This is a genomic window from Janthinobacterium sp. HH102, assembly GCF_001758625.2.
Lineage (GTDB): Bacteria > Pseudomonadota > Gammaproteobacteria > Burkholderiales > Burkholderiaceae_D > Janthinobacterium.
Genome location: NZ_CP062062.1, coordinates 3,684,564 through 3,706,945 on the forward strand (window position 1 = coordinate 3,684,564; position 22,382 = coordinate 3,706,945).

At 62.3% G+C, this 22,382-nt stretch carries 26 protein-coding genes; 17 read left to right on the top strand and 9 right to left on the bottom strand.

What is annotated here, in order from left to right:
- Positions 1 to 85: 85 nt before the first annotated feature.
- The 3 genes from JAB4_RS16720 to JAB4_RS16730 all read left to right on the top strand — a co-directional run bounded on the left by JAB4_RS16720 (position 86) and on the right by JAB4_RS16730 (position 2,502).
- Complete coding sequence (locus JAB4_RS16720) at positions 86 to 865, top strand: peptidyl-prolyl cis-trans isomerase (RefSeq protein WP_070218374.1); 780 nt, start codon at positions 86 to 88, stop codon at positions 863 to 865.
- A gap of 111 nt (positions 866 to 976) precedes the next feature.
- On the top strand, positions 977 to 1,753 hold the full coding sequence (locus tag JAB4_RS16725) for a peptidylprolyl isomerase (protein ID WP_070218375.1): 777 nt from the start codon (positions 977 to 979) through the stop codon (positions 1,751 to 1,753).
- Between the two features lie 68 nt (positions 1,754 to 1,821).
- A complete protein-coding gene (locus JAB4_RS16730) occupies positions 1,822 to 2,502 on the top strand; it encodes a DNA alkylation repair protein (RefSeq protein ID WP_070218376.1) in 681 nt (226 codons plus the stop codon).
- On the opposite strand, the gene JAB4_RS16735 is transcribed toward JAB4_RS16730, so the two are convergent.
- Complete coding sequence (locus JAB4_RS16735; RefSeq protein ID WP_070218377.1) at positions 2,465 to 3,160, bottom strand: TetR/AcrR family transcriptional regulator; 696 nt, start codon at positions 3,158 to 3,160, stop codon at positions 2,465 to 2,467. The genes JAB4_RS16730 and JAB4_RS16735 overlap by 38 nt on opposite strands.
- Before the next feature lie 107 nt (positions 3,161 to 3,267).
- Between JAB4_RS16735 and JAB4_RS16740 the strand changes: the two genes are divergently transcribed.
- Entirely contained in the window at positions 3,268 to 3,966 is a 699-nt protein-coding gene (locus JAB4_RS16740) for a hydrolase (protein WP_070218378.1), read from the top strand.
- A 6-nt stretch (positions 3,967 to 3,972) separates the two neighbouring features.
- Here JAB4_RS16740 and JAB4_RS16745 read toward each other — a convergent pair whose 3' ends face one another.
- On the bottom strand, positions 3,973 to 4,866 hold the full coding sequence (locus JAB4_RS16745; protein WP_083287205.1) for a GNAT family N-acetyltransferase: 894 nt from the start codon (positions 4,864 to 4,866) through the stop codon (positions 3,973 to 3,975).
- A 167-nt stretch (positions 4,867 to 5,033) separates the two neighbouring features.
- On the opposite strand from JAB4_RS16745, the gene JAB4_RS16750 reads away from it, so the two are divergent.
- Positions 5,034 to 5,927, top strand: a complete 894-nt coding sequence (locus JAB4_RS16750; protein ID WP_070218379.1) for a neutral zinc metallopeptidase — start codon at positions 5,034 to 5,036, stop codon at positions 5,925 to 5,927.
- Positions 5,928 to 5,971: 44 nt separating this feature from the next.
- Here JAB4_RS16750 and JAB4_RS16755 read toward each other — a convergent pair whose 3' ends face one another.
- From JAB4_RS16755 to JAB4_RS16775, 5 genes are all read right to left on the bottom strand, one after another.
- Positions 5,972 to 7,051, bottom strand: coding sequence for a TIGR03118 family protein (locus JAB4_RS16755; RefSeq protein WP_070218380.1), 1,080 nt, complete (start codon positions 7,049 to 7,051; stop codon positions 5,972 to 5,974).
- Positions 7,052 to 7,158: 107 nt separating this feature from the next.
- Entirely contained in the window at positions 7,159 to 7,923 is a 765-nt protein-coding gene (locus tag JAB4_RS16760) for a transporter substrate-binding domain-containing protein (RefSeq protein WP_070218381.1), read from the bottom strand.
- A complete protein-coding gene (gene nadC, locus JAB4_RS16765; RefSeq protein WP_070218382.1) occupies positions 7,923 to 8,789 on the bottom strand; it encodes a carboxylating nicotinate-nucleotide diphosphorylase in 867 nt (288 codons plus the stop codon). Before nadC ends, JAB4_RS16760 begins: the two co-directional genes overlap by 1 nt.
- Complete coding sequence (gene nadA, locus JAB4_RS16770; RefSeq protein WP_070218383.1) at positions 8,786 to 9,919, bottom strand: quinolinate synthase NadA; 1,134 nt, start codon at positions 9,917 to 9,919, stop codon at positions 8,786 to 8,788. The genes nadC and nadA overlap by 4 nt, the downstream gene beginning before the upstream one ends.
- Positions 9,920 to 10,136: 217 nt before the next feature.
- Entirely contained in the window at positions 10,137 to 11,735 is a 1,599-nt protein-coding gene (locus JAB4_RS16775) for an ABC-F family ATPase (RefSeq protein WP_034756044.1), read from the bottom strand.
- A gap of 210 nt (positions 11,736 to 11,945) precedes the next feature.
- Between JAB4_RS16775 and JAB4_RS16780 the strand changes: the two genes are divergently transcribed.
- From JAB4_RS16780 to JAB4_RS16790, 3 genes are all read left to right on the top strand, one after another.
- Complete coding sequence (locus JAB4_RS16780) at positions 11,946 to 12,494, top strand: DUF2939 domain-containing protein (protein ID WP_070218384.1); 549 nt, start codon at positions 11,946 to 11,948, stop codon at positions 12,492 to 12,494.
- A gap of 74 nt (positions 12,495 to 12,568) precedes the next feature.
- Positions 12,569 to 13,240 (top strand): hypothetical protein, encoded by a 672-nt coding sequence (locus tag JAB4_RS16785; RefSeq protein WP_070218385.1) that lies wholly within the window; start codon positions 12,569 to 12,571, stop codon positions 13,238 to 13,240.
- A 48-nt stretch (positions 13,241 to 13,288) separates the two neighbouring features.
- A complete protein-coding gene (locus JAB4_RS16790; protein ID WP_070218386.1) occupies positions 13,289 to 13,735 on the top strand; it encodes a GNAT family N-acetyltransferase in 447 nt (148 codons plus the stop codon).
- Between the two features lie 59 nt (positions 13,736 to 13,794).
- Here the strand turns inward: JAB4_RS16790 and JAB4_RS16795 are convergent, their stop codons facing one another.
- Both JAB4_RS16795 and JAB4_RS16800 read right to left on the bottom strand, forming a co-directional pair.
- The gene (locus JAB4_RS16795) at positions 13,795 to 14,487 is read right to left on the bottom strand and encodes a DUF3334 family protein (protein ID WP_070218387.1); all 693 of its coding nucleotides are present in this window, start codon (positions 14,485 to 14,487) and stop codon (positions 13,795 to 13,797) included.
- 306 nt (positions 14,488 to 14,793) lie between these two features.
- Entirely contained in the window at positions 14,794 to 15,051 is a 258-nt protein-coding gene (locus JAB4_RS16800; RefSeq protein ID WP_070218388.1) for a DUF1488 family protein, read from the bottom strand.
- A gap of 294 nt (positions 15,052 to 15,345) precedes the next feature.
- Between JAB4_RS16800 and JAB4_RS16805 the strand changes: the two genes are divergently transcribed.
- From JAB4_RS16805 to JAB4_RS16845, 9 genes are all read left to right on the top strand, one after another.
- Positions 15,346 to 15,663 (top strand): hypothetical protein, encoded by a 318-nt coding sequence (locus JAB4_RS16805; RefSeq protein ID WP_070218389.1) that lies wholly within the window; start codon positions 15,346 to 15,348, stop codon positions 15,661 to 15,663.
- A 122-nt stretch (positions 15,664 to 15,785) separates the two neighbouring features.
- A complete protein-coding gene (locus tag JAB4_RS16810) occupies positions 15,786 to 17,456 on the top strand; it encodes a DUF6138 family protein (RefSeq protein ID WP_070218390.1) in 1,671 nt (556 codons plus the stop codon).
- Positions 17,457 to 17,553: 97 nt separating this feature from the next.
- A complete protein-coding gene (locus tag JAB4_RS16815; RefSeq protein ID WP_070218391.1) occupies positions 17,554 to 18,243 on the top strand; it encodes a hypothetical protein in 690 nt (229 codons plus the stop codon).
- A 25-nt stretch (positions 18,244 to 18,268) separates the two neighbouring features.
- Positions 18,269 to 18,595, top strand: a complete 327-nt coding sequence (locus tag JAB4_RS16820) for a hypothetical protein (protein WP_070218392.1) — start codon at positions 18,269 to 18,271, stop codon at positions 18,593 to 18,595.
- Between the two features lie 106 nt (positions 18,596 to 18,701).
- Positions 18,702 to 19,343, top strand: a complete 642-nt coding sequence (locus JAB4_RS16825) for a hypothetical protein (RefSeq protein WP_070218393.1) — start codon at positions 18,702 to 18,704, stop codon at positions 19,341 to 19,343.
- Between the two features lie 85 nt (positions 19,344 to 19,428).
- Positions 19,429 to 20,301 (top strand): alpha/beta hydrolase-fold protein, encoded by an 873-nt coding sequence (locus JAB4_RS16830; protein ID WP_083287207.1) that lies wholly within the window; start codon positions 19,429 to 19,431, stop codon positions 20,299 to 20,301.
- A gap of 95 nt (positions 20,302 to 20,396) precedes the next feature.
- Positions 20,397 to 21,251, top strand: coding sequence for an undecaprenyl-diphosphate phosphatase (locus JAB4_RS16835; RefSeq protein ID WP_070218394.1), 855 nt, complete (start codon positions 20,397 to 20,399; stop codon positions 21,249 to 21,251).
- A gap of 59 nt (positions 21,252 to 21,310) precedes the next feature.
- Complete coding sequence (gene mntP, locus JAB4_RS16840) at positions 21,311 to 21,880, top strand: manganese efflux pump MntP (RefSeq protein WP_070218395.1); 570 nt, start codon at positions 21,311 to 21,313, stop codon at positions 21,878 to 21,880.
- 95 nt (positions 21,881 to 21,975) lie between these two features.
- Entirely contained in the window at positions 21,976 to 22,182 is a 207-nt protein-coding gene (locus tag JAB4_RS16845) for a hypothetical protein (protein WP_070300249.1), read from the top strand.
- Positions 22,183 to 22,382: the final 200 nt, after the last annotated feature.

Consider the following 22,382-nt stretch of genomic DNA (forward strand, 5'->3'; position numbering starts at 1 on the left):
CTTGGTATGCCATTTGCCGCAAGCGCCATGCACGCGTTTTCTTCCCATGCGTTTTTTACGAAACTTTCCCTAACAGGATTTAATAATGACTTTTAAGCCAGCCCGCTTGCTGATCGCACTACTCGCCGTTGTCGCGGTACCTGTTTTTGCGCAAAATGTTGCCGTTGTTAATGGCAAGCCTATCCCATCGTCGCGCGTTGATGCAGTCGTCAAGCAAGTCGTCGCCCAAGGCCAGCAACCGGATTCGCCGCAACTGCGCGAAATGATCAAGAAAGACTTGATCGGCCGTGAAGTGCTGATGCAAGAAGCGGAAAACAAAGGTTTCGGTAAAGATGCAGCCGTCAAGCAGCAAATCGAGAACGCACGCCAAGCCATCGTCATCAACGCCCTGGTCGGCGACTACCTGAAAAAGAACCCGGTCAACGACGCTGAAATCAAGGCCGAATACGACCGCTTCGTGGCGCAGACGGGCGACAAGGAATACCACGTACGCCACATCCTCGTGGGCACCGAAGCAGAGGCGAAAGACATCATCGCCAAGCTGAAAGGCGGCGCCAAGTTCGAAGATCTGGCCAAGCAATCGAAAGATACCGGTTCGGCCGACAATGGCGGCGACCTGGACTGGGCAGCCCCGTCGTCGTTCCCGAAAGTGTTCTCGGACGCCTTCGTGAAACTGCAAAAAGGCCAGGTTACCGACACCCCGGTGCAAACGCCTAACGGTTTCCACGTGATCAAGCTGGACGACACCCGCGCGGCAAAACTGCCGACCCTGGAAGAAGTCAAGCCACAGATCGCCGAAGCGCTGCAGCAAAAGAAACTGCAAGCGTATCAAGAAGAAATGATCAAAAAAGCGAAAGTTCAGTAAGAACTGACCTCCCCGGCGCCCTTTTCGGCGCCGGTCGTGTATTCTGCGCCTGAATGCGCACTGCGCGCCAGTCGCGTATATCGATTTTTAGTATATTTATTAGGAATGAACATGATTTTGAAGCCAGCCCGCCTGATCTTAGCCCTGGTCGCCGTCGTCGCGATCCCTGCGTTCGCGCAAAACGTCGCCACCGTGAATGGCAAGGCCATCCCATCGTCGCGCGTCGACCAGGTCGTCAAGCAAGTCGTCGCCCAAGGCAAGCAAGCCGATTCGCCGCAACTGCGCGAAGCCATCAAGAAGGACCTGATCGGCCGCGAAGTGCTGATCCAGGAAGCCGACAAGCAAGGCTATGGCACGCGTCCGGAAGTCAAGTCGCAGATCGACAATGCCCGTCAAAGCATCATCATCAACGCCCTGCTGGCCGACTACGTCAAGAAGAACCCTGTCAAGGACGCTGAAATCAAGGCCGAATACGACAAGTTCAAGGCCCAGGCCGGCGACAAGGAATACCATGCACGCCACATCCTGGTGGCCACCGAAGCGGAAGCGAAAGACATCATCGCCAAGCTGAAAGGCGGCGCCAAGTTCGAAGAACTGGCAAAAGTATCGAAAGACGGTTCCGCAGCCAATGGCGGCGACCTGGACTGGGCTAGCCCAGCTTCGTACGTGAAGCCATTCTCCGACGCCATGGTCGCCCTGAAACCAGGCCAGATCACGCAAACGCCCGTGCAATCGCAATTCGGCTTCCACGTGATCAAACTGGAAGAAACCCGTCCGACGAAGCTGCCGGCACTGGAAGAAGTCAAGGGCCAGGTGGCCGAGTCGCTGCAACAGAAGAAGCTCGCCGCCTACCGCGATGAACTCATGAAAAAAGCCAAGATTCAGTAATATTGGATCGGCATGAAAAAGCGCTCCCGGTGAGCGCTTTTTTTACGACTGAAAGAAAGCGAGATGCCATGAATCTACATGCAGAATTGAAAGCCGCGCTGGAAGCGGCCGCCGAACCGGGCCGCGCAGCGCCCATGCAGGCCTACATGCGCGGCCAGTTCGTGTTCCTGGGCGTGGCGGCACCACAGCGGCGGCTGGCCGCCAGGGGCTTGCTGGCGGGCTTGAAAGGCGTGGGGGCCGAGGTGCTGCTGGAACATGCGCAACTGCTGTGGCAGCAGCCAGAGCGTGAATACCAGCATGTGGCGCTCGACATGCTGGCCCTGCACCGGCGGCAACTGGGCGTCGAACACCTCCCCGCCCTGCTCGGCCTGGCGCGTCAGCGCGCGTGGTGGGACAGCGTCGACGGCATGGCGGGCATCGTGGGCGAGGTGCTGCAGGCGGAGCGCCAGCGCGGCGGCGATGGCCATGCGCACATGGATGGCGCCTTGCGCCACGAGGACCTCTGGCTGCGCCGCATCGCCATGCTGCACCAGCTGGGCTGGCGCGCCGGCGCGGATGCCGCCTGGCTGTTCGGCGCGGCGCTGGCGCTGGCCCACGAAGACGAGTTTTTCATCCGCAAGGCCATCGGCTGGGCCTTGCGCGATTACGCGCGCCACGCCCCGACAGAGGTGCTAGCGTTTGCCACAGAGCACCGCCAACGGCTCTCTCCCCTCAGCTACCGCGAAGCGCTGAAGCACCAGCGACCTTGAACGACTGGCCGCCCAGCAATCGCAGCGCCGCGTCGATGCGCGGTGCCGCATCCCAGGCCGGCACGGGCGCCAGCAAGCCCAGCGCCATCTGCCGCAGCGGCTCGGCGATCACCATGGCCAGCAGCAAGCCGGCCAGTTCGTGCCCATCGTGCCCATCCTGCAGCACCAGATGGCCGCGCGCGGCCTGGCGCTGCAACCACTGGGCCAGCAAGGCCGTACCCCGCTCGATGCCGTTGCGCTGATACACGGCCAGCAAGTCCGCGCGGGCGGGAAACTCCGTGCACAGCAGGCGGAACAGGCCCACGGCATCGGCCGTCAACACGCGCGCCGCCATCGCCTGCAATATCTCTTTTAGTAATGGCAGCACTTCACCGGGCGCGGCCGCATCGTGCGCCATGGCCGGTAAGAAGGCGTCCGTCCAGCCGCGCACCACCAGCGCCACGAGTTCCTCGCGGTTGGCCGCATACTGATACAGCGACTTTTTTGCCATGCCCGCGTGGCGCGCCACCGCTTCCATGGTCGTGGCCGCATAGCCTTCGTGCAGCAGCAGCCAGGTGGCCGCCTGCACGGCCGCCTCGCGCGCTTCTTCGGGCGGGCGCGCCGGACGGCCCCGTCCACGCACAGCCTTGCTCTCTGCCTTGCTCTCTTCTTCCTGCATGCCGGCTCCAAGCTTGATCGATGGGCAATTTTACACTGAAACATATTTAGGAAACACTATGCGTTTCTTTAATATATAATTGCTTCACCCAAACAAAGGAGAACGACATGACGAAGCATATTGAATTCCCATGGAGCATCACCGGTACGGGCGACTTGCTCGACCCGTTCCCGCTGCACCTGGAAACGGGCATCACGCGCCTGGAAAATGGCTGCCTGCTGGTGGCGGCGCGCACGGAACTGCACGGCTGCAGCGGGCGCATGCTGGACTGGTGGTTTACGTTTTTCGAAACGACGCAGCACATCAAGTGGTGGCATCCGCACGACCACGTGGCCCATCACGGCTGGAACAATGCATGGAAAAAGGGAGAAAGCTATTACGGCGCCTCGATCGAGGCGGTGGAGTCGCTGGGCGATATTCCACCCGTGAAAGCCAAGCTGAAGTTCCATGATCCGAAGGAGGTCTTCGACCCGGTGCAGCTGCAGCAGGCAAGGGACAGCGGCGCCCTGTCGGCCGCCGTCTGCGCGCGCATCGGCTTTGGCGATTACGTCGTGCTCGACCCGTACGGCGATCCGCTCGATGGCGAAATGCTGCACCTGACACGCGACACGCCGACGGGCTGCGTGCTGCGCAGCCGCTTCTTGCTGGGCCGCAATAGCCTGGACCCCGTGCGCGACGTGCCCGACGTGCTGGGCCTGAATTTGCTGCGCCATTGCTACAGCGAATTTACCTATCTGTCGCGCTTTTTACCGTCGCTGTACTACGGCGAGCACGCCAATGGCGAAAAGGCGCCGCTGCCCTGGTAAAGAGCCTTACAGCCGCTTGTGCATGCGCGCCAGCGGCAGTTTGATCGCGTTGGGCAAGTCGAGGTGAAAATCTTCCGTGACGGCAAAGCCGCTGGCCAGGTACAACGGCACGCCGGGCAAGGTGGCGGCCAATTCCAGCGCCGTAAAACCCGCGGCCCGCGCCTGCCGCTCGCAGTGGCGCATCAGCATGCTGCCCAGGCCCTGGCGCGCCGCGGCCGGTTCCACGAAGAAGGCGCGGATGCGGCCCGGCTGGCTGGCCGGGTCGAGCAGCGGGTCCGGCCCGCTCTTCGCGCGGTCGGCACCGTACAGGGTGGCGCGCCGGCTCCAGCCGCCGCAGGCCAGCATGGCGCCAGCGCGTTCGATGACGAAATACGTGCGGTCGGCAACGAGCTGCGTATCGACACCGAACACGTGGCGCGTCACGGCCTCGGCCTGTTCCAATGTATAGAATCCCGCGCTCAGCGCCACGCCGGAACGGGCGATCAGCGCATTCATTGCAGGCACATCGGCCGGCAGCGCCACGCGCAGGCGCGTCAACGCGCCAAAGCTGAACCAGGCACGGCGGATGCGGCCCTGCTCCACCTCATAGGTCGCCACCAGTTCCTGTGCCGACACCCCATCGTCCGTGTCGCCATGGACGATTTCATGATCGATCACCAGCTTGCCGCAGGCTATACGATTGAGCAACTGCGCCCGCGGCTGGCTGGCGGCGAAGCGGGCCGTGAAGCGGGGGCCGATCTGCGCACTGCCTTGGGCCAGCAAGGTATCGGGATGCTGGAATTGCTGTGCGTCATCGGCGTAAATGGCCAGCAAGGCGGCCACATCGTGGGCATTGTAGGCGTCCAGTTGCGCCTGGACCACCGCCGTGGGCAAAATGCGTGTATCGTTGGCAAGCGCCATGCGTGTACCTGTTGTGGAGTCGATGGAAAGTTGCAAAGGGTAACATTGTCGCCCCTGTCGCGGCGTCGTTTACTGCGATAATAACAAGATTCGTCGCAAGTGGCATATTGAGGCGTCATCCATCAACCGTACAGCGCAATCGCACAAGCACAGCAGGAGTAAATATCATGAAATGGGAAGGCAATCGCGAAAGCGACAATGTGGAAGACCGCCGTGGCGAAGATGGCGGCGGGGGCGGCGGTGGGGGCGGCTTTGGTTTTGGCGGGCGCTCGATCGGCATCGGCACCATCGTCATCGCCCTCGTCGGCTCGTATGTGCTGGGCGTCAATCCCCTGACCCTGCTCAACCTGCTCAGCGGCGGTGGCGGCCAGGTCAGCACCCAGCAAAGCCAGGCCCCGGCGCGCCAGCCGCCCGAATCGGACGAGATGGCCCGCTTCGTGAAAACCGTGCTGGCCGATACGGAAGACACCTGGGGCGCCCTGTTCAAGGCCGAAGGCGGCAGCTATGTGAAGCCCAAGCTGGTGCTGTTTTCCGGGAGCATCCCGACGGCCTGCGGCACGGGCCAGAGCGCCAGCGGGCCCTTCTATTGCCCCGGCGACCAGAAAGTCTATCTGGACCTCGACTTCTTCAATCTGATGCAACAGCGCTTCAAGGTCTCGGGCGAGTTTGCCGAGGCCTACGTGATCGCGCATGAGGTGGGCCACCACGTGCAGAACCTGATGGGCTTGTCCGAGAAGATCGACAATGCGCGCCGCACGGCCTCCGAACGCCAGGCCAACGCCATGTCCGTGCGCCTGGAATTGCAGGCCGATTGCTTTGCCGGCGTGTGGGCATTTCACGCGAACCAAGACCGCAAGATCCTGGAACAGGGCGACGTGGAAGCGGCCCTGAAAGCGGCCACGGCCATTGGTGATGATGCGCTGCAGCGCCAGTCGCAAGGCCACGTCGTGCCGGACTCGTTTACGCACGGCACCTCTGAGCAGCGCGTGCGCTGGTTCAGCAAGGGCATCGAGAGCGGCCAGATTGCCCAGTGCAATACGTTCGAGGCACGCCAGCTGTAAAGATCGCCCCCGTGCCGCCCTGCGCGCGCACGGGGACGTTGCTTCTACTTCAAATCGATGCGCCCGTATTGCCCATGCGTCTCGTCATCCGGCCCGGCCGCATAGAATAGCGTATTGACGGGCTGGCTGTTGAGGCCATTGCCGAAGGCGATGCCCCACAAGCCATCGATCACCAGCGGCGTGCCATCGGTCTTGAGCAGCACGCCAGCGGCGGTACCCGTGTCGGGGTCATAGGCATTGATCTTGCCATCGCCAAAATTCCCTATCAACAACATATTGCTGGCCGTGCCGAAATCGGCGGGCGCCAGCGCCATGCCCCATGGCGCATTCAGGGCGCCGCCGCTCACCAGCCGCTTGATCAGTGTGCCGCCCGTGTCATACACGTTCACGATACCGAGGCCGGCGCCGGCCTCTTCATCGTCGCCGCTGGCTTCCCGCTTCGCGTAGGCGACATAGATGCGCTCGCCAATGGCCTGGATGCCGAACGGCGCATAGCCAGCCGGCAAGGCGGGGTCGCCGAATGCGCCAGGCAGGGCGACCCTGGCGAAGCCGGCATCGAAGACGTCGACGCGCCCGTTGTGGAAATCGGCCGCATACAGGTAATTGGCGCCCGCATAGCGCGAAATGGCCAGGCCCTTGTAGACGCTGCCGCCTGCGCTGCCGTCGAACACGACCAGGGCCGTCGTCGGGCTGACCGTGGGCGACCAGGCGGAAATAGTCCCGCTTTCGCTGGCGAAGATGAAGGGGCTGGGTGCCGTCACGCCGTTCTGGCTCAGCTTGAAGTCCTGCGTGCCGTTGAAGACGATGCCCGTGGGCCCGGCCGGCGTGCCGACCACCAGCGATTGCGGCACGCCGTTGCCATCGTACAAAGTGGACTTCGCCGTGCCATTCGCGGCCACCCAGACGAAACCGCGTGGGTTGAAGGCCACGCCCCAGGCGTTGACGAGGTTGGGGTCCGTGTGCGCGGCCGGCACGGCGGGCGTGTCCGACACCAGGCTGGTGGCCGCATAGGCGCTCACGGCCGGTGGATGGTGATGATGGCCGCCGCCGCAGGCAAACAGGGTCGCGGCCAGCGCGATGACGAAACCGGTGCAGATCAGTTGCTTGATGCGGTGCGTATCCATGGCATTCCCCTCGGCGTGATGGGCAGTATTGTGCTGCCTGCTTTCAGGGTAGAACCGGGCCATGGAGCATGCTTGAGGCGTGTCAAGCGCGGCAAAGATAGCCAGCGTCAGGGTATGCTGACGTCGTAGCGCTTGCCCATTCGTTTCAATTCGCCCGTCTCGATCAGGTTATTCAGTTCCTGGTCGAACTGCAGCCGCAACCTGTCGAAAGCGGGTGAGCGTGGATAGGCAAAATAGCCGTTTTGCAGTTCGATGATTCTGGGCAGCGGTTTCACCTGGCGGCCATAGCCGAGACGGGCGATGACGGGGTCGGTATTGCGGCGGTTGCTGATGAACACGTCGACGTGGCTGTGCACCAGCATCTTCAAGCCATTTTCCACATTGTTGGCCACGCTGACCTGCAGGCCGGGCCGCACGCGCTCCCAGTCCGCGCCATAGGCCCAGCCATTGAGCAGCACCACCCTGCGGTTCTTCAGCGCAGCGTAATCGCCATCCCAGCCGAAACTGGCGTCCTGGCGCGTATAAAAGACCATCTGGTCCTGGTAGAAAGGCTTGTCGGAAAACGCCATGCTGGCGATGCGCTCGGGCGTCTTGTAGGGACCGATCAGGATATCGGCCTGGCCCTGCACCAGCATGGCTTGCGCGCGCGCCCACGGCACCATGCGAAAACGCACGGTGTTACCCGTGCGCGCCGCCATCACGCGCAGCAGTTCCGCGCCCAGGCCGCCGTATTCGCCGCTGTCCTGATATTCGAACACGCGCTCGAACTGCGCACCCACGGCCAGCAGCTCGCGCGCCGGCGCCGGCAAAGGCACGGCAAACGCCGGCCACAGCAGCGCCAAGGCCAGCAGGCGCCGCCCCGCTCTTCTCATCAGCCGACGATGCGCAAAGAGTAATCGGTGGCCCGCACGTCCTTCGTCAGGCTGCCGATCGAGATGCGGTCCACGCCCGTTTCGGCGATGGCGCGCACGGTGTCGAAGTTAATGCCGCCCGACGCTTCGAGCAAGGCGCGGCCGTTGGTGAGGGCCACGGCCTCGCGCATCATGTCGTTGCTGAAGTTATCGAGCAAGACGGAGACGGCGCCCGCGTCCAAGGCTTCCTGCAATTGCGCCAGGGTTTCCACCTCGATCTGCACGGGCACGCCCGCATCGAGGTTGCGCGCGTTTTCCAGTGCCTGGCTGACGCCGCCGGCGGCCGCGATATGGTTTTCCTTGATCAAGATGCCGTCGTACAGGGCCAGGCGCTGGTTCTTGCCGCCGCCCACGCGCACCGCATACTTTTGCGCCAGGCGCAGGCCCGGCAAGGTCTTGCGCGTGTCCAGGATGGACGCCTTGGTGCCGGCGATCACATCGACATACCGGCGCGTGGCCGTGGCCACAGCCGACAGCAGCTGCAGGAAATTGAGGGCGCTGCGCTCGGCCGTGAGCAGGGCGCGCGCCGGCGCTTCAATCGTGCAGACGACGCTGTCGGCCGTCATCATGTCGCCTTCAGCGTAATGCCAAACGATGTCGATGCTGCGGTCCAGGCTTTTCATGATGCCTTCGAACCATGGCGCACCGCACAGCACGGCCGCTTCGCGCACGATGACACGGGCCGTGACGATGTGGTCGGGCGGCACGAGCTCGCCCGTCAGGTCGCACTGGCCCACGTCTTCCAGCAAGGCGGCCAGCAGATTGCCCTCGAACGCGCGCGCCAGGGCCGGATCGAAGGGAGCGAAAGAATTAACGAGGGTACTCATGCTGGACCGATTCCTTGGAACAATGTGGTTTCTTTTGCCAGGTCCGCGCCCGGCTTGAGGCCCGCCTTCTTGGCGGCGGCGAAGTCGAGCATGCGATTGATCGAACGCACGGCCAGCTGCCCGACGGCGGGATCGACGTGGATTTCGTTGTGCATGTTTTCCAGCGTTTGCGCCAGGTTCAGCAAGCCGTTCATGGCCATCCACGGGCAATGCGCGCAGCTTTTACAGGTGGCGCTGTTGCCGGCCGTGGGCGCTTCGATGAAGCGTTTACCTGGCGCGGCCGCGCGCATCTTGTGCAGGATGCCGTTGTCGGTGGCGACAATGAACGTGTCCGTGTCCATGGTTTGCGCTGCCGCAATCATTTGCGACGTCGAGCCCACCATGTCGGCCAGGGCCACCACGTTGGCGGGCGACTCCGGATGCACGAGCACCTTGGCTTGCGGATACTCTTCCTTGAGCAAATCGAGTTCGATGCCCTTGAATTCGTCATGCACGAGGCAGCTGCCTTGCCACAGCAGCATGTCGGCGCCCGTTTCTTTCTGGATGTAGGAACCCAGGTGCTTGTCGGGCGCCCACAGGATTTTCTTGCCCTGCGCATGCAGGTGGGCAACGATGTCGAGGCCGATCGACGACGTCACCATCCAGTCCGCGCGCGCCTTGACGGCCGCGCTGGTGTTGGCGTAAACGACGACCGTGCGGTCCGGATGGGCATCGCAGAAGGCCGTGAATTCATCGACCGGGCAGCCGAGGTCGAGCGAGCAAGTCGCGTCGAGGTCGGGCATCAGGACGGTTTTCTCGGGACTGAGGATTTTCGCCGTTTCACCCATGAAGCGCACGCCGGCCACGACGAGGGTCTTGGCCGGATGGTCGCGCCCGAAGCGGGCCATTTCCAGCGAGTCGGAGACGCAGCCGCCCGTGGCTTCGGCCAGGTCTTGCAGGTCGGCATCTACGTAATAGTGGGCAACGAGCACGGCTTCGCGCTCGATCAGCAAGCGCTTGATGCGCGTGATCAGTTCGGCTTTTTCAGCCGGGGACGGCGTCGCTGGCGTGCGTGCCCAGGCGTGGGCAGTGCAGCTGGCTCCGTCTTGTGGATGTTCGTACTCGACGGATTTGATGGCTAAAGTTTGCATGGCTGTGTCAAACAAAAACGGGATAGACCGGCACGATTGCAATGAAGCAGGTGCGCCGGAACGAATGAACCGCGGCGCGTCGGTGTGGTGCTGGCCGATGGTACAGCTGGCCGGCATTGTCGGATTACGCTACGCTAATCCGACCTACATGGCCTGCCTACTAGCGTAGGTCGGATTAGCGCACAGCGCGTAATCCGACCCAACGTGAGCGTACAAATTAATCGATACCCTGGCTCTTGAGGTAATCCTCGTAATTGCCGCGGTAATCGACCACTTCATCTTCCTTGATTTCGATGATGCGGTTGGCCAGCGAGGACACGAATTCGCGGTCATGCGACACGAAGATCAGGGTGCCCGCGTATTTTTCCAGCGCGATGTTCAAGGATTCGATCGATTCCATGTCCATGTGGTTGGTCGGCTCATCGAGCATCAGCACGTTGTGGCGGCCCAGCATCAGCTTGCCGTACATCATGCGGCCCTTTTCACCGCCGGACAGTACCTTGACGGCCTTTTTCACATCGTCGCCGCCGAACAGCAAGCGGCCCAGGATGGAACGCACGGCCTGGTCGTCGTCGCCCTCTTTCGTCCACTGGCCGATCCAGTCGGTCAGGTTCGTGTCTTTGGCGAAATCTTCCGTCGGGTCTTGCGGCATGTAGCCGACGTTGGCGTTTTCCGCCCACTTCACGCGGCCCTGGTCAGGCTGCAGGCCGGCGATGTCGCCCGCGATGCAGCGCAGCATGGTGGTCTTGCCGGCGCCATTGGCGCCGATGATGGCGATGCGCTCGCCCGCTTCGACCATGATGCTGAAGTTCTTGAACAGCTGGCGATCAAAACCTTTCGAGATGTTCTCGACTTCCACGGCCAGACGGTGCAATTTCTTTTCGCCGTCGAAGCGCACGAACGGGTAGGCGCGCGACGATGGCTTGATGTCGTCGACCTTGATCTTTTCGATCTGCTTGGCGCGCGACGTCGCCTGGCGGGCCTTCGATTTGTTGGCGGCGAAGCGGCGCACGAATTCCTGCAGTTCCGCAACCTTGTCTTTCGCTTTCGCGTTGTTGGCCAGCTGCTGGTTGCGCGCCTGGGTCGAGGCGAACATGTATTCGTCGTAGTTGCCCGGATAAATCTTCAGGGTGCCGTAATCCATGTCGGCCACGTGGGTGCAGACCTGGTTCAGGAAGTGGCGATCATGGGAAATGATGATCATGGTGGAGTTGCGCTCGTTGAGCACGTCTTCCAGCCAGCGGATCGTGTTGATATCCAGGTTATTCGTCGGCTCGTCGAGCAGCAGGATGTCCGGATTCGAGAACAGCGCCTGCGCCAGCAGCACGCGCAGCTTCCAGCCTGGCGAGACATTGCTCATCGGGCCTTGATGCAGGTCGATGGCGACACCGGCGCCCAGCAGCAGTTCACCGGCGCGCGATTCGGCCGTGTAGCCGTCGTATTCGGACACTTTGCCTTCCAGCTCAGCGGCTTGCATGTAGTCGTCGTCCGTCGCTTCCGGGTTCGCGTAGATCGCGTCGCGTTGCTGGATGGCGGCCCACATTTCCGTGTGGCCCATCATGACGACGTCGAGCACGCGCATGTCTTCAAACGCGAACTGGTCCTGGCGCAGCTTGCCCAGGCGCTCGTTGGTGTCGAGCATGACGTTGCCGCCCGACGGGTCCAGGTCGCCGCCCAGGATTTTCATGAACGTCGACTTGCCGCAGCCGTTGGCACCGATCAAGCCATAGCGGTTGCCGTCGCCGAACTTGACGGAGATATTCTCAAACAATGGCTTGGCGCCAAACTGCATCGTAATATTTGCTGTAGAGAGCATGTGATATTGGGTCTTTATTCAGTTAAAACAGCTAGTTAAATACTTTTCTCCCATTATACAGCACCCACCCTCATCACTCTATAGCGGTCCGCCGAGGGCGACCGGAGCACATGCGGAGAAATAATGGCAAGAAAATATGATTGCCGTATTTTAATTTAACGGATACGCTGCGGGGCATCCGTTTCCACCCCTCCATCTCACAGGCTTCACTTGAAAAAAATCACCATCGCCGCAGCCGTGGCCGTCATTGCCGTCGCCGCCACCGCCTACGCTGCGCCGTATTACACCTTGCACCAGATCAAGACCGCCCTGGCCGAGCGCAATGCCGAGGCCCTGGCCGGACACGTGGACTTCCCCGCCCTGCGCGCCAGCGTCAAGACCCAGCTCGAAGCGAGCATGGCGCGCAGCATCGCGGCGACCGCCGGCAGCGATAACCCGCTGGCCGCGCTGGGCCAGTCGATCGCCGGCGCCATGCTGGGCAAGATGGTCGATGCCATGGTCTCGCCCGCAGGTGTCGTCGCGCTGGTCAACAAGAGCGCCGTCAGCCCGCAAGCGGGAGCCGCAGGCGACGCGGACGCGCCCGCCGATGGCGCCCGGAAAAAAGCCGCGTATTCCGCAGGCTATGCCGGCCTGAACACCTTCGTCGTGCGCGCACAAGACGGCAATGCGCAGGACGGCGCACTGGTCCTGCAGCGCCATGGCGTGTGGGGCTGGAAACTGAGTTCGATCGAGATTGCGTCGGCGATGGCCGCACGTTAAAGGAAAGGAACGCGCATGCGCAGGCGATCTGAGACACAATGCGTGTCATTTTGCCTCGGATTGCAGGAAATTTCATGCTGAAACATACGGCTTTATCGCTGGCAATGGCCCTGGCCTGCGCCACGCCATTGGCCCACGGCCTCGATGGCACAGCCGGGAGCAGCCACTCCGTTGCCTCGCGCATGCAGGCGGAAACGTCCAGCGCGGCCGACCCCGGCGCCCCCGCGCCACTGCCCGTGCCCAGCGATATCTCGCTGGCCGAACTGGAGCGCCGCCTGGCGCTGGGCCAGGCGCAAACCGCCGAAAAACACTATGCCAGCGCGCTCGATCCGGCCGTGCTGAGTACCTTGGCGCAGCAGATGGGGTGCCACGATATCGCCGGCGCGCATCCGTTCGGCTTGCCGCTCGATCAAACGCAGCCCACCGTGCTGAGCGGCGCCCACCTGCTGGCCCGCTGCCCGGACCGCGCTTACGTGACGATCACGGCGATGTCGATGGCGGGCAAGGCGGGCAAGCGCGCCTCCCTCAACCCGCAGGCGTTCAGGCACACTGTCGATGGCCGGCCCGCGCGGCGCCTGTATTACAAGGCGCCCAACGGCCGCCAGAAGGAATCGCTGACCATCATTGATGGCAGCTATGCGTATGCGCTCGAATACTGGTCGCTCGATGACAGCCAGCACAGCGGCATGGTGGGCATGCGCCGCATGGAAACATTGACGTTGCCGCAACCAGATGGGCAAAACTAGCCAAAATACTGTATATTCATACAGTTATCAGCTATTTTCCTGCCCGCCATGCCCGCCAACCAGCAGCACGCCTTGCCCTACACCATTTCCGTCAGCGCCACGATCGATGCGGAGGTCGAGCAAACCATCCTCGACGGCTTGAACGCCTACAACGATGCGATCACGGGATACCAGGACAGGCAGGTGTTGAGCGTGGTCGTGCGCGACCGCGACAGCCAGCGCGTACTGGGCGGCGCCATGGGCCGGACCTCGCTGGGCCTGCTGTTTCTCGATTTGTTTTATTTGCCCGCCGCCTTGCGGGGGCTGGGACTGGGCAGCCAGGTACTGGCGCAGTTCGAGGAGGAAGGCCGCCGGCGCGGCTGCGCCTCGGCGGTACTGTACACCATCAGTTTCCAGGCGCCCGAATTTTACGAGCGCCGCGGCTGGCGCCGCTTCGGCGACATCGCCTGCAGTCCCGAAGGCACGAGCCGTATCTTCATGAGCAAGACCTTGTAGGCTGTCAACGGCAGCGGCCGGCGGCAAACCGGCCGCCAGCCGCTCTCCGATACCGCTGCTTACATGCCCAGCGATTTGAGCAGGTCGGCGTTGTCGTCGTCTTCCGGTTCCGCCGCAGGCGCCGGGGCGGCGTCGCGTTCGCGGTTCGCATACTCGCTATCCATCAGCGAATCGGCGTCGATTTCGCGCGAATCGAAATCGTGCAGCTTGATGAACTCGGTACGGTCGATCGCCAGTTCCAGATAGAAAATATTATTCTTTTCCGTATAGAAAGTGACGCGGCGCATTTCCGGGCGGTCCAGCGGCGTGTCGACGCTGAGCATCACCTGCTTGTTCAGCACCAGCATCTTCGGCTGGCTCTGGGTGATGTTCGTTTGCAGCTCGCGCCGCACCTTGCCCGTGAAGTCGCCGACGATCTGGTTCATCAGTTCGCCCATGATGTTCGACACTTCGTCCGACGTGTAGAAGCTGGCCAGCTCCGACTTCGGCATACCCATGTGCAACATGTAGCGCTCGTAGATTTCCATCGCCGTATCGGCGGCGAAATTGAGCACCACCAGGCCCGTGAAACCGCCATCGAACATCACGAAGCAGCCGATGTCGGGCTTGAGGCCCGTCTTGGTGATGCGCTGCACCATGCCCGAATAATTGACCTTGCTTTGTGTTGCCACGTTGAGCACCCGAACCACCGAGTTGCACAAACTCATCAACAAATCTTCTGTACCGTACACAACATCCTTTTCTGCATCCATGAGCAACCTCTCCTACTATTTTAAAGATGACAGCACTGTTCCCTGCCCGCCGCGAGCCGAAACATGACCGTTTCGCTCAGCAAGCGGACGACTTCACCTTTGCATGCCTGACCTTGCGTGGCAGTGCGCGCCGCGATGCCGCCGGCCCGAACCGCCCTCTTACCTTTTTCTGTATAGAAATAAGTATCAGATGCGCAGAATACCGAGATGTAACATTTCCGTCCAGCCATACCTGCATTTACTTGACGATCTGTGCGGAAATACCATAGCTGGCCAGGACACGGGTGCAGGCAGAAGAAATAGTAACTAAAAATCAAGTGCGCGCAAGACCACGCTGCTGACCAGCAGATCGCGGCTCAGGTAAGCGAAGGCGCGCTGGCCGATGCGCAGGCGGTGGCTGTCGAAGATGTCCAGCAAGTTGCCGCCCTGCTCCTGGTCCAGGCTGTGCAAGGCCGTCACGGTGATGCGGCAGGTCTTTTCCGCCCCGAAGACGGACAAATGGAAGCGAATGGCATCGCCCGCCGGCTCGAGCGCGATGCTGTCGCGCAGGATTTCATAGGGCATGGGCTGGCATCCCGCTGTGCGTATGGTCCGCTGGCCCCCGGCACCATCTGACTGACGGAATCGCCGAACAACGACGCTCAAGCTCGGCGCGGTTTTCTGCTAGGAATAAATGCATCATGACGTGTACGGCAATCTCAATGATCAATAACAAGCAAGCGTAGCGCGACGGCTCGTCAACTACCGTCTGTTACCGTACATATTCAACCGCGCGCCTGCCTTGGGGCCGTGCGGCGCACGTCCCGGGCCTCCCCCTGTGCTATTGTCGTCAGGTACATCACCAGGCAGGAGCCATGCATGAGCAACATCGTTACCAGCGTCTCGTTCCGCTACATCGATCCGCGCCACAAGGAACCGGGCCCCAGCCGGGAATTCATCAACCAGAACATTCTGCTGCCGCCGGGCGCCCATCTGCCGCGCATGGGCGAAGCGATCGAACTCATGCACTGGGACTTGAACCGCGACATGAAATCCGGCGTGTATTCGGTCCTGTTCATCCACACGCGCATCGCCTTGTTTGATGGCAATGACAAGCCATCGGGCTGGCACACCACGATCACCGTGGGCCCGCAGTCCGACGAAATCGACGCGCGCTTCCTCACCGCCCCCTCCTGACAGCCGTGCGGCCCTTGTTGCGGCCAGGCCCGACCACCTAAAATAGTGCTTTATATTAAACATGATCGTGACGGCAGCCGGTGGCACCGTCACGTGCGATGCAGGGAAAGACGACGATACAGATGAGCAATCTTGTAGAGCAGGCAACACAAGAAATGACGGCGGCAATCGAAGCGTGGTTTGCCGAGCGCCTCAAGCGTACCGACCTGGAAGCCGCCGTGAAGCGGACCACCTTGCAAATGGGCGTTTTTAACGATTTCCTGCTCGACTACAAGCCGGGACGCACCATGGCCGACGATTTCCATCTGGCCGAGGCCGATGATGTCGCACCGAGGACGCCTTCGCGCCTCGACGAAGCCGTCGTGCGCGACACCATCGCGCCCCGGCTGGCAGCGCTCGTGCGGGCGAAGCTGGAAACACTGGCCGACAAGCCCCTGATCGACTACCGCTTCAGCTTTCGCGGCAAATTCCAGACGGCGCAGGGCATGCTGCACCTGAACCTGCTCGAGTATGTCAACGCAGGCAAGCGCACAAGCTTGCTCGATCACATACACAGCTACGTCACGCAAAAGCTCGAGCATGGCAACCGCCCGACGAAAAAGCTGGAAACCTTCTTCCTGGCGCGCCACCTGCTCGATCCCCACCTGTTTCCCCAACCCGATATCGCCTGGACGATCGCCCAATTCGAGCGCATCGAGCAGCTGAACAAGTCGCGCCCGCAAGCGCTGGCCGAACACCGCAGCGATATCATCCAGGCCGTGTCGGCGTGGGCGGAAAAGCAGTTCCTGCCGCAGTTCTATGACGTGCAGCAATCGAGCTACCGCAGCACCGAATACACCTTGAAGGCGGGCGCGGCGCTTGACACGCAGGCGCTGGCGTCCATCGACCTGCTGCTGTATGGCGCCGTGATGATCTTGCGCCATGAACCGAGCTACGCCAAGTCGAAGGGCCTGAAATTCCTGGAAATCGCGCGCGAACTGGGCAGCGAGCGGGCCGAGCGCATGCTCAAGGAAGGCAGCGGCGCTTTCGCGCCCGACGCCATCCACCTGAAAAACGCGCAGCTGGAATGCCGCGCCAACGATGTGTTTGCCACCATCAGCATCGCGATAGCCCGGGAAGAGGAAGAGGCGTATGCGCAGGCACTGGCCTTCATCACGCATTTGCTGAACAACGGTTTCCCGAAAAGCTGCCAGATCAAGCTCAAGTCCAAGGTCAAGCAGTACCTGCCGATCAAGGGACTGGCGAAATCCGATACGCATCGCTTCTTTGCCAACGCCCTCGCCTATCCCGCCCTGCAGCCGCAGCTGGAAGCGTATGCGCGCGCCGCCATCGAGCAATTCGAATTCTATGCGGACACGGAAGGCGAAAAGAATTGCATGCCCGGCAGCTACGCCACGTTCGGCCTGGGCCTGCTCGATGCGCGTTATTTTCCGCTGGTGCAGCACTACATGGCCTACGTCGACGAGGAACACCAGTCCGTGCAGGACCAGTTCACGGCGGCCTTTGCCGAGCAATATGGCGTCACGCGCGACTCCGCCCCCGTGCTGGCGGCGTGCCTGCGCGCCTGCACGGACAACGCAAAGGTCAAGATCCAGGATGAACTGGAAGAGGTGGAGAAACTGGAACTGTTCTGCCAGCAACTGCAAGGGCTGGAAGGCTATCTGGTCGAGCACATGCTGTATCCCATCTGGGGCAAGCTGGAAAAACTGGCTACCCTGGCGCGCAAGGCGCAAGGCCGGCGCAAGGAGCTGCTGCTGGCCTTGCTGGAAGCGGCCAGCAAGACGCACGCCTAATGTGCGCAACGTTATGACTTTTACCATCTATAATGCGCGCGCCATAGTTGCTATAAAGCATTTTTTGGCGCCTGACATTGAATCGTGGAGAAAATACATGCACCAAACAGTAGCAACATCGCGCACTGCCCTGCTGGCGGCAGCCTTGGCCGCCGCCATGGCGTTGGCCCAGCCCGCCATCGCTGCGGAAACCGCCGTGGAACTGGCGCCCGTCGACGTGGCCAACCTGTACATCAAGACCATCATCAACCATGATGAAGCGAGCGTCGCCCAGCTCAATGCCTACCTGCGCCCCACGCGCCTGGCGGGCAAGCAGAGCGCCGAATATGCGTCGTACAGCGGCTTGAAGGAAACGGATGCAATATTCCCTGCAAAAACGGGCAAGCTGATCGCCGACCTGTTCCCTGCCGCCATGCGCGCGGCCGTCACGCCGGCCGCCGAACAGCTGGCCGCCAATGTCATCGCCGCCATGAATGGCGCCGCGTGCCAGGCCACCAAGGCGGCCCCCGTGACGGTGGAAAACGGCATGCAGACGGCTGCCGTCAGCTTCGAATGCCAGGTCGTCAAGGTGCCCGTGGCATGGGCGCTTGCCGCCCAGCAACTGGCGAAGAGCGGTTGCAAGGTCGAGCAATGCAAGGCAGGCCTGCAAAAGATCGCCGCCACCTACACGAGTTCGCCGAAGCAGACGTGGCGCGCCGTGTTCGCCGTCAGCCGCGAAAAGAACTCGGAAGCCTGGCGCAACGATTTCGCCCGCGAAACCTTCGATGAAATCTGGGAATACCTGTAATCCCGACCTCGTTTAGAATGGCTGGATGGAAAAATTGACCCCGGTACCACAGCCTGCGGGCCTCGCCTTGCTGCGCTTGGTCGACCCCGACCATGTGGAAGGCGCGGTGGTCGCGCAAGCACTGGCGCAAGACTTGCCTGCCCTGCACGCCAGGCAATTGCTGGCGCTGCTGCGCCGGCTGCGTGCCGCGCAATCCAATCAGCAGGATTATGCGGGCGCCAGCGTCGAGCAGGCCGAACAGCAGTTCGGCGCCGCCATCGCCGCCGTCAAGGCGGAGCTGGCCACGCGGCCGCACATTCCCAACAAGCAGGAAGCCAAGGCCCTGCGCCAGGCGGCGGCAAAGAGGCGCTGAACGAGGCGCAAGCCGCCCGCCAGCAAGGCCGTTTCGTGTGGGCAAGGACGCCAACCCCCTCCTATAATCGGAGACTCTCCTGTTTCCGCTCTTGAAAGGCATCCCCATGTCCACACGATTTTCCCGCCACGTAGCCGGCTGCGCCATCCTTGCCGTCGGCGGCCTGGCCGCCATGCAGGCGGCCCATGCCCTGGAGACGGGCCCCATCGACGCGCGCGCCGTGTGGCAGGAGCGCTCGCTATCGGCTTGCCGCAGCGAACAATCGCCCACGGCGCCCGACGTCTGCCTGCTGCGCACCATGCAGCGCTCGGGCGCCCGCCCGCAAGCCATCGCCGCCGCCAGGATGCTGGTCAAGGCAAACAAGGCGGGCTTCATCTCGGCCTGGCGCCCGCTGGGCAAGGCGGCCCTGGCCACCGTCACCTATCCGTTCCGCGCCAACACGAATGAAGGCACCCTGCTGATCGGCAGCGATGGCGCCGCCATCGACGTCGACGAGGACTCCGTGCGCGAGGAAGACCGCGCCACACCGGCCTGGCGCGCGTTTGCCGCCGCCCACCCAGACTCTGTCCCGTTCGCCCCCGCCGACTTTATTGGCAGCACAGCGACCGCCGATGGCGGCCAGAGCGTGCTATTTTCTACGCCCCTGATCACCTGCCACGCCTGCGCCGAGGATGGCGCACTGCTGGTTGCCTACACGATCGACAAGGCGGGAATCGTGCGCGAGCGCAAGCTATTGACGATCAAGTAAGCCTGCCTCAAAGATAAGATAGAATTGCTTAATGGCATGTCTATACGCGTACATGCCATCTATCCACTACTTATTATGGGAAAACATGCGCCGCTCTTGCCTTGCACTGCACCTCACCGCCGCCCTGCTGCTGTCCAGCTCTGTCCACCTCGCCACTGCCGCGCCCGCCGCTACGGCTAACGCTGCCGCCAGCGCGGCCACGCCGCTCGTCATCGGCGAAAGTTTCACGATCGACTCGCAGGCGCTGAAGGAACGGCGCCACATCAATGTGTATGTGGCGCGCGCCTGGGATACGCCGCCCGACGCGCCCCTGCCCGTGCTGTACATGCCGGACGGCGGCGTGGCCGAAGACTTTCTGCACGTGGCCGGCTTGCTGCAGGTGTCGGTAGCCAACGGCACGATGCGCCCGTTCATGCTGGTCGGCATGCAAAACACGCAGCGCCGGCGCGACCTGACGGGGCCGACCGATAATGCGCAAGACCGCAAGATCGCGCCCGTCGTGGGCGGTTCGCCAGCCTACCGGGCCTTCATCCGCGATGAACTGATGCCGGAAGTCAAACGCCGCTACCGCACGACGGGCGAGACGGCCATTGTCGGCGAATCGCTGGCGGGCCTGTTCGTGGTGGAAACATACCTGCTGGAACCGCAGCTGTTCGACCACTACCTGGCCTTCGACCCCAGCCTGTGGTGGAACCAGGGCGCGCTGCCGCGTCAGGCGGCGGAGCTGCTGGCCAAGGGCAAGCCGGGCAAGCACAGCCTGTACCTGGCGTCCAGCAGCGAAGCGGGCATCGCCATCGAAGTGCAGCGCCTGTCCGACGTGCTGCAAAAGCAGGCGCCGCCCGGCTTGCAATGGCACGTGGAAAAGATGCCGGAAGAGACCCATGGCACGGTCTACCATCCCGCAGCCCTGAAGGCTTTCCGCGCCGTGTTCAAACCGCAAGAACCGGCCAGGCAGTAAGACATGGACAAACTGTAATCTGGTGAGGGGCTCATGCGCAGGGTCGGGCGGGTAAAATCGGCGGCCCTGCTTTTCCCGCCTGAGTCCCGTCCGCCATGAACTTTTTGCAATTATTTATCCTTTCCATCGTCCAGGGCTTCGCCGAGCTGCTGCCCGTGTCCAGTTCCGCCCACGTCATCATGGCGGAAAAATGGATGGGGCTGGATCCCACGTCGCCCGAACTGACCATGCTGCTCGTGATGTTGCATACCGGCACCATGTTCGCCGTCATCGTGTATTTCTGGGCATCCTGGCGCGCCACCTATTTCAGTTCGGCCAGCGCCTTCCGACGCAATGTGCTGCTGCTCGCGGCCGCCACGGCCCTGACGGGCATCGTCGGCTTCGGCTTGCTCAAGGGCATCACCCATGTCATGAGCAAGGATGCACCCGGTTTTGAAATCGAGCACCTGTTTGGCAACGCGAAACTGATGGCCGCCGCGCTGGCCGCCGCCGGCGTGCTGATCATTGTGTCGTCGCGCCTGCAGGCGCGCCAGCATGGCACCTTGTCCATCGGCAAGGCGATGGTGATCGGCGCCGTGCAAGGCCTGTGCCTGCCCTTCCGCGGCTTTTCCCGCTCGGGCGCCACCATTTCCGCCGGCATCGCCATGGGCGTGCCGCAGCGCCGCGCCGAGGAATTCAGCTTTGCCCTCGCCGTCGTGCTGACGCCGGCCGTGCTGGTCAAGGAAGGCTGGCGCTTCTACCAGGCCGTGGCAAATGGCAGCCTGGATCATCTGGAACACGGCAACAGCCTGCTGCATTTGCTCGGCCCCAGCCTGCTGGGCATGCTGCTGTCGTTCCTGGCTGGCTTGCTGGCCTTGCGCTGGCTGTCGCGCTGGCTGGAACAGGGCCGCTGGCATTTCTTTGGCGCGTATTGCCTGCTGGCCTCTGCCGTGGTGCTGTACGTAGGGTAAAATCGCCGGGTTTGTCATTTGTCACTACCATCCCAGCCAGGTTTTACAGAAAGCCAACGATGAATTTCGCCGCCACCGCCGCCCTCTCCCTCGCCATGTCCACCGATGCCTTCGCGGCTGCCGTCGGCAAGGGCGCAGCCCTGCACAAGCCGCAATGGCGCGAGGCGCTGCGCACGGGGCTGATCTTCGGCGTCATCGAGGCGATCACGCCCATCATCGGCTGGGCCCTGGGCAGCGTGGCAGCGCCCTACGTGGAAGCGTGGGATCACTGGATCGCCTTCAGCCTGCTGGGCATCATCGGCCTGTTGATGATACGCAATGCCCTGTCCGACGCCGACGAGGAAGAAGCGCCGGCCCAGTCGCACTCGTTCTGGGTGCTGGCCGTCACGGGCCTGGCCACCAGCATCGACGCCATGGTCGTGGGTGCGGGCCTGGCCTTGCTGGGCGCCAATATCGTCGTCACGGCGGCCGCCATCGGCTTTTCCACCTTCGTCATGGTGACCCTGGGCGTGATGCTGGGCCGCGTGCTGGGCACGGTAGCGGGCCGGCGCGCCGAACTGGTAGGCGGCCTGGTACTGATCGTCATCGGCTGCGTGATCTTGTACGAGCATATCGGCCACCCGGCCTGAAGCCCGGGCGCGCACGGCACAAGCGCCGGCGTGGACGGCAGCGCGCTTTGTGCTACATTCAATGCTCTGCATTCCTGTCTCGCAAGGTGACCATCATGGAAACTATTGAGCTGCTTTTTGCCGCGCTGGTGCGCGAAACGGCCGAATCGATACGCGACCACCACGTCCCTTTTGCCATCAAACACGATGAGCGCGCGTATTTCGAGTGGATGGATGGGCACCCGATCCATGGCTATATTCAGGAAGCGTATCGCGAGATCGAGGAAACAGCCCAGCAGATTCGCGCCATTCGCGCTGGGTGATGACGGCTGGCAAAATCGGCTGCGCGGGGCGCTTTGCGGCCTGCGATGCTCACCGTACTTATGTACGGTTGCGCTTCTTAGCCACAAATCGCCGCCGCTCGCTACGCTTGCAACAAGCGTCGATACGCTAGTTGAATGCGTTCAAGGGACGTATTGATACAAATCAAACACTCTGCTATTCGATACGCGTGGCATGGTCT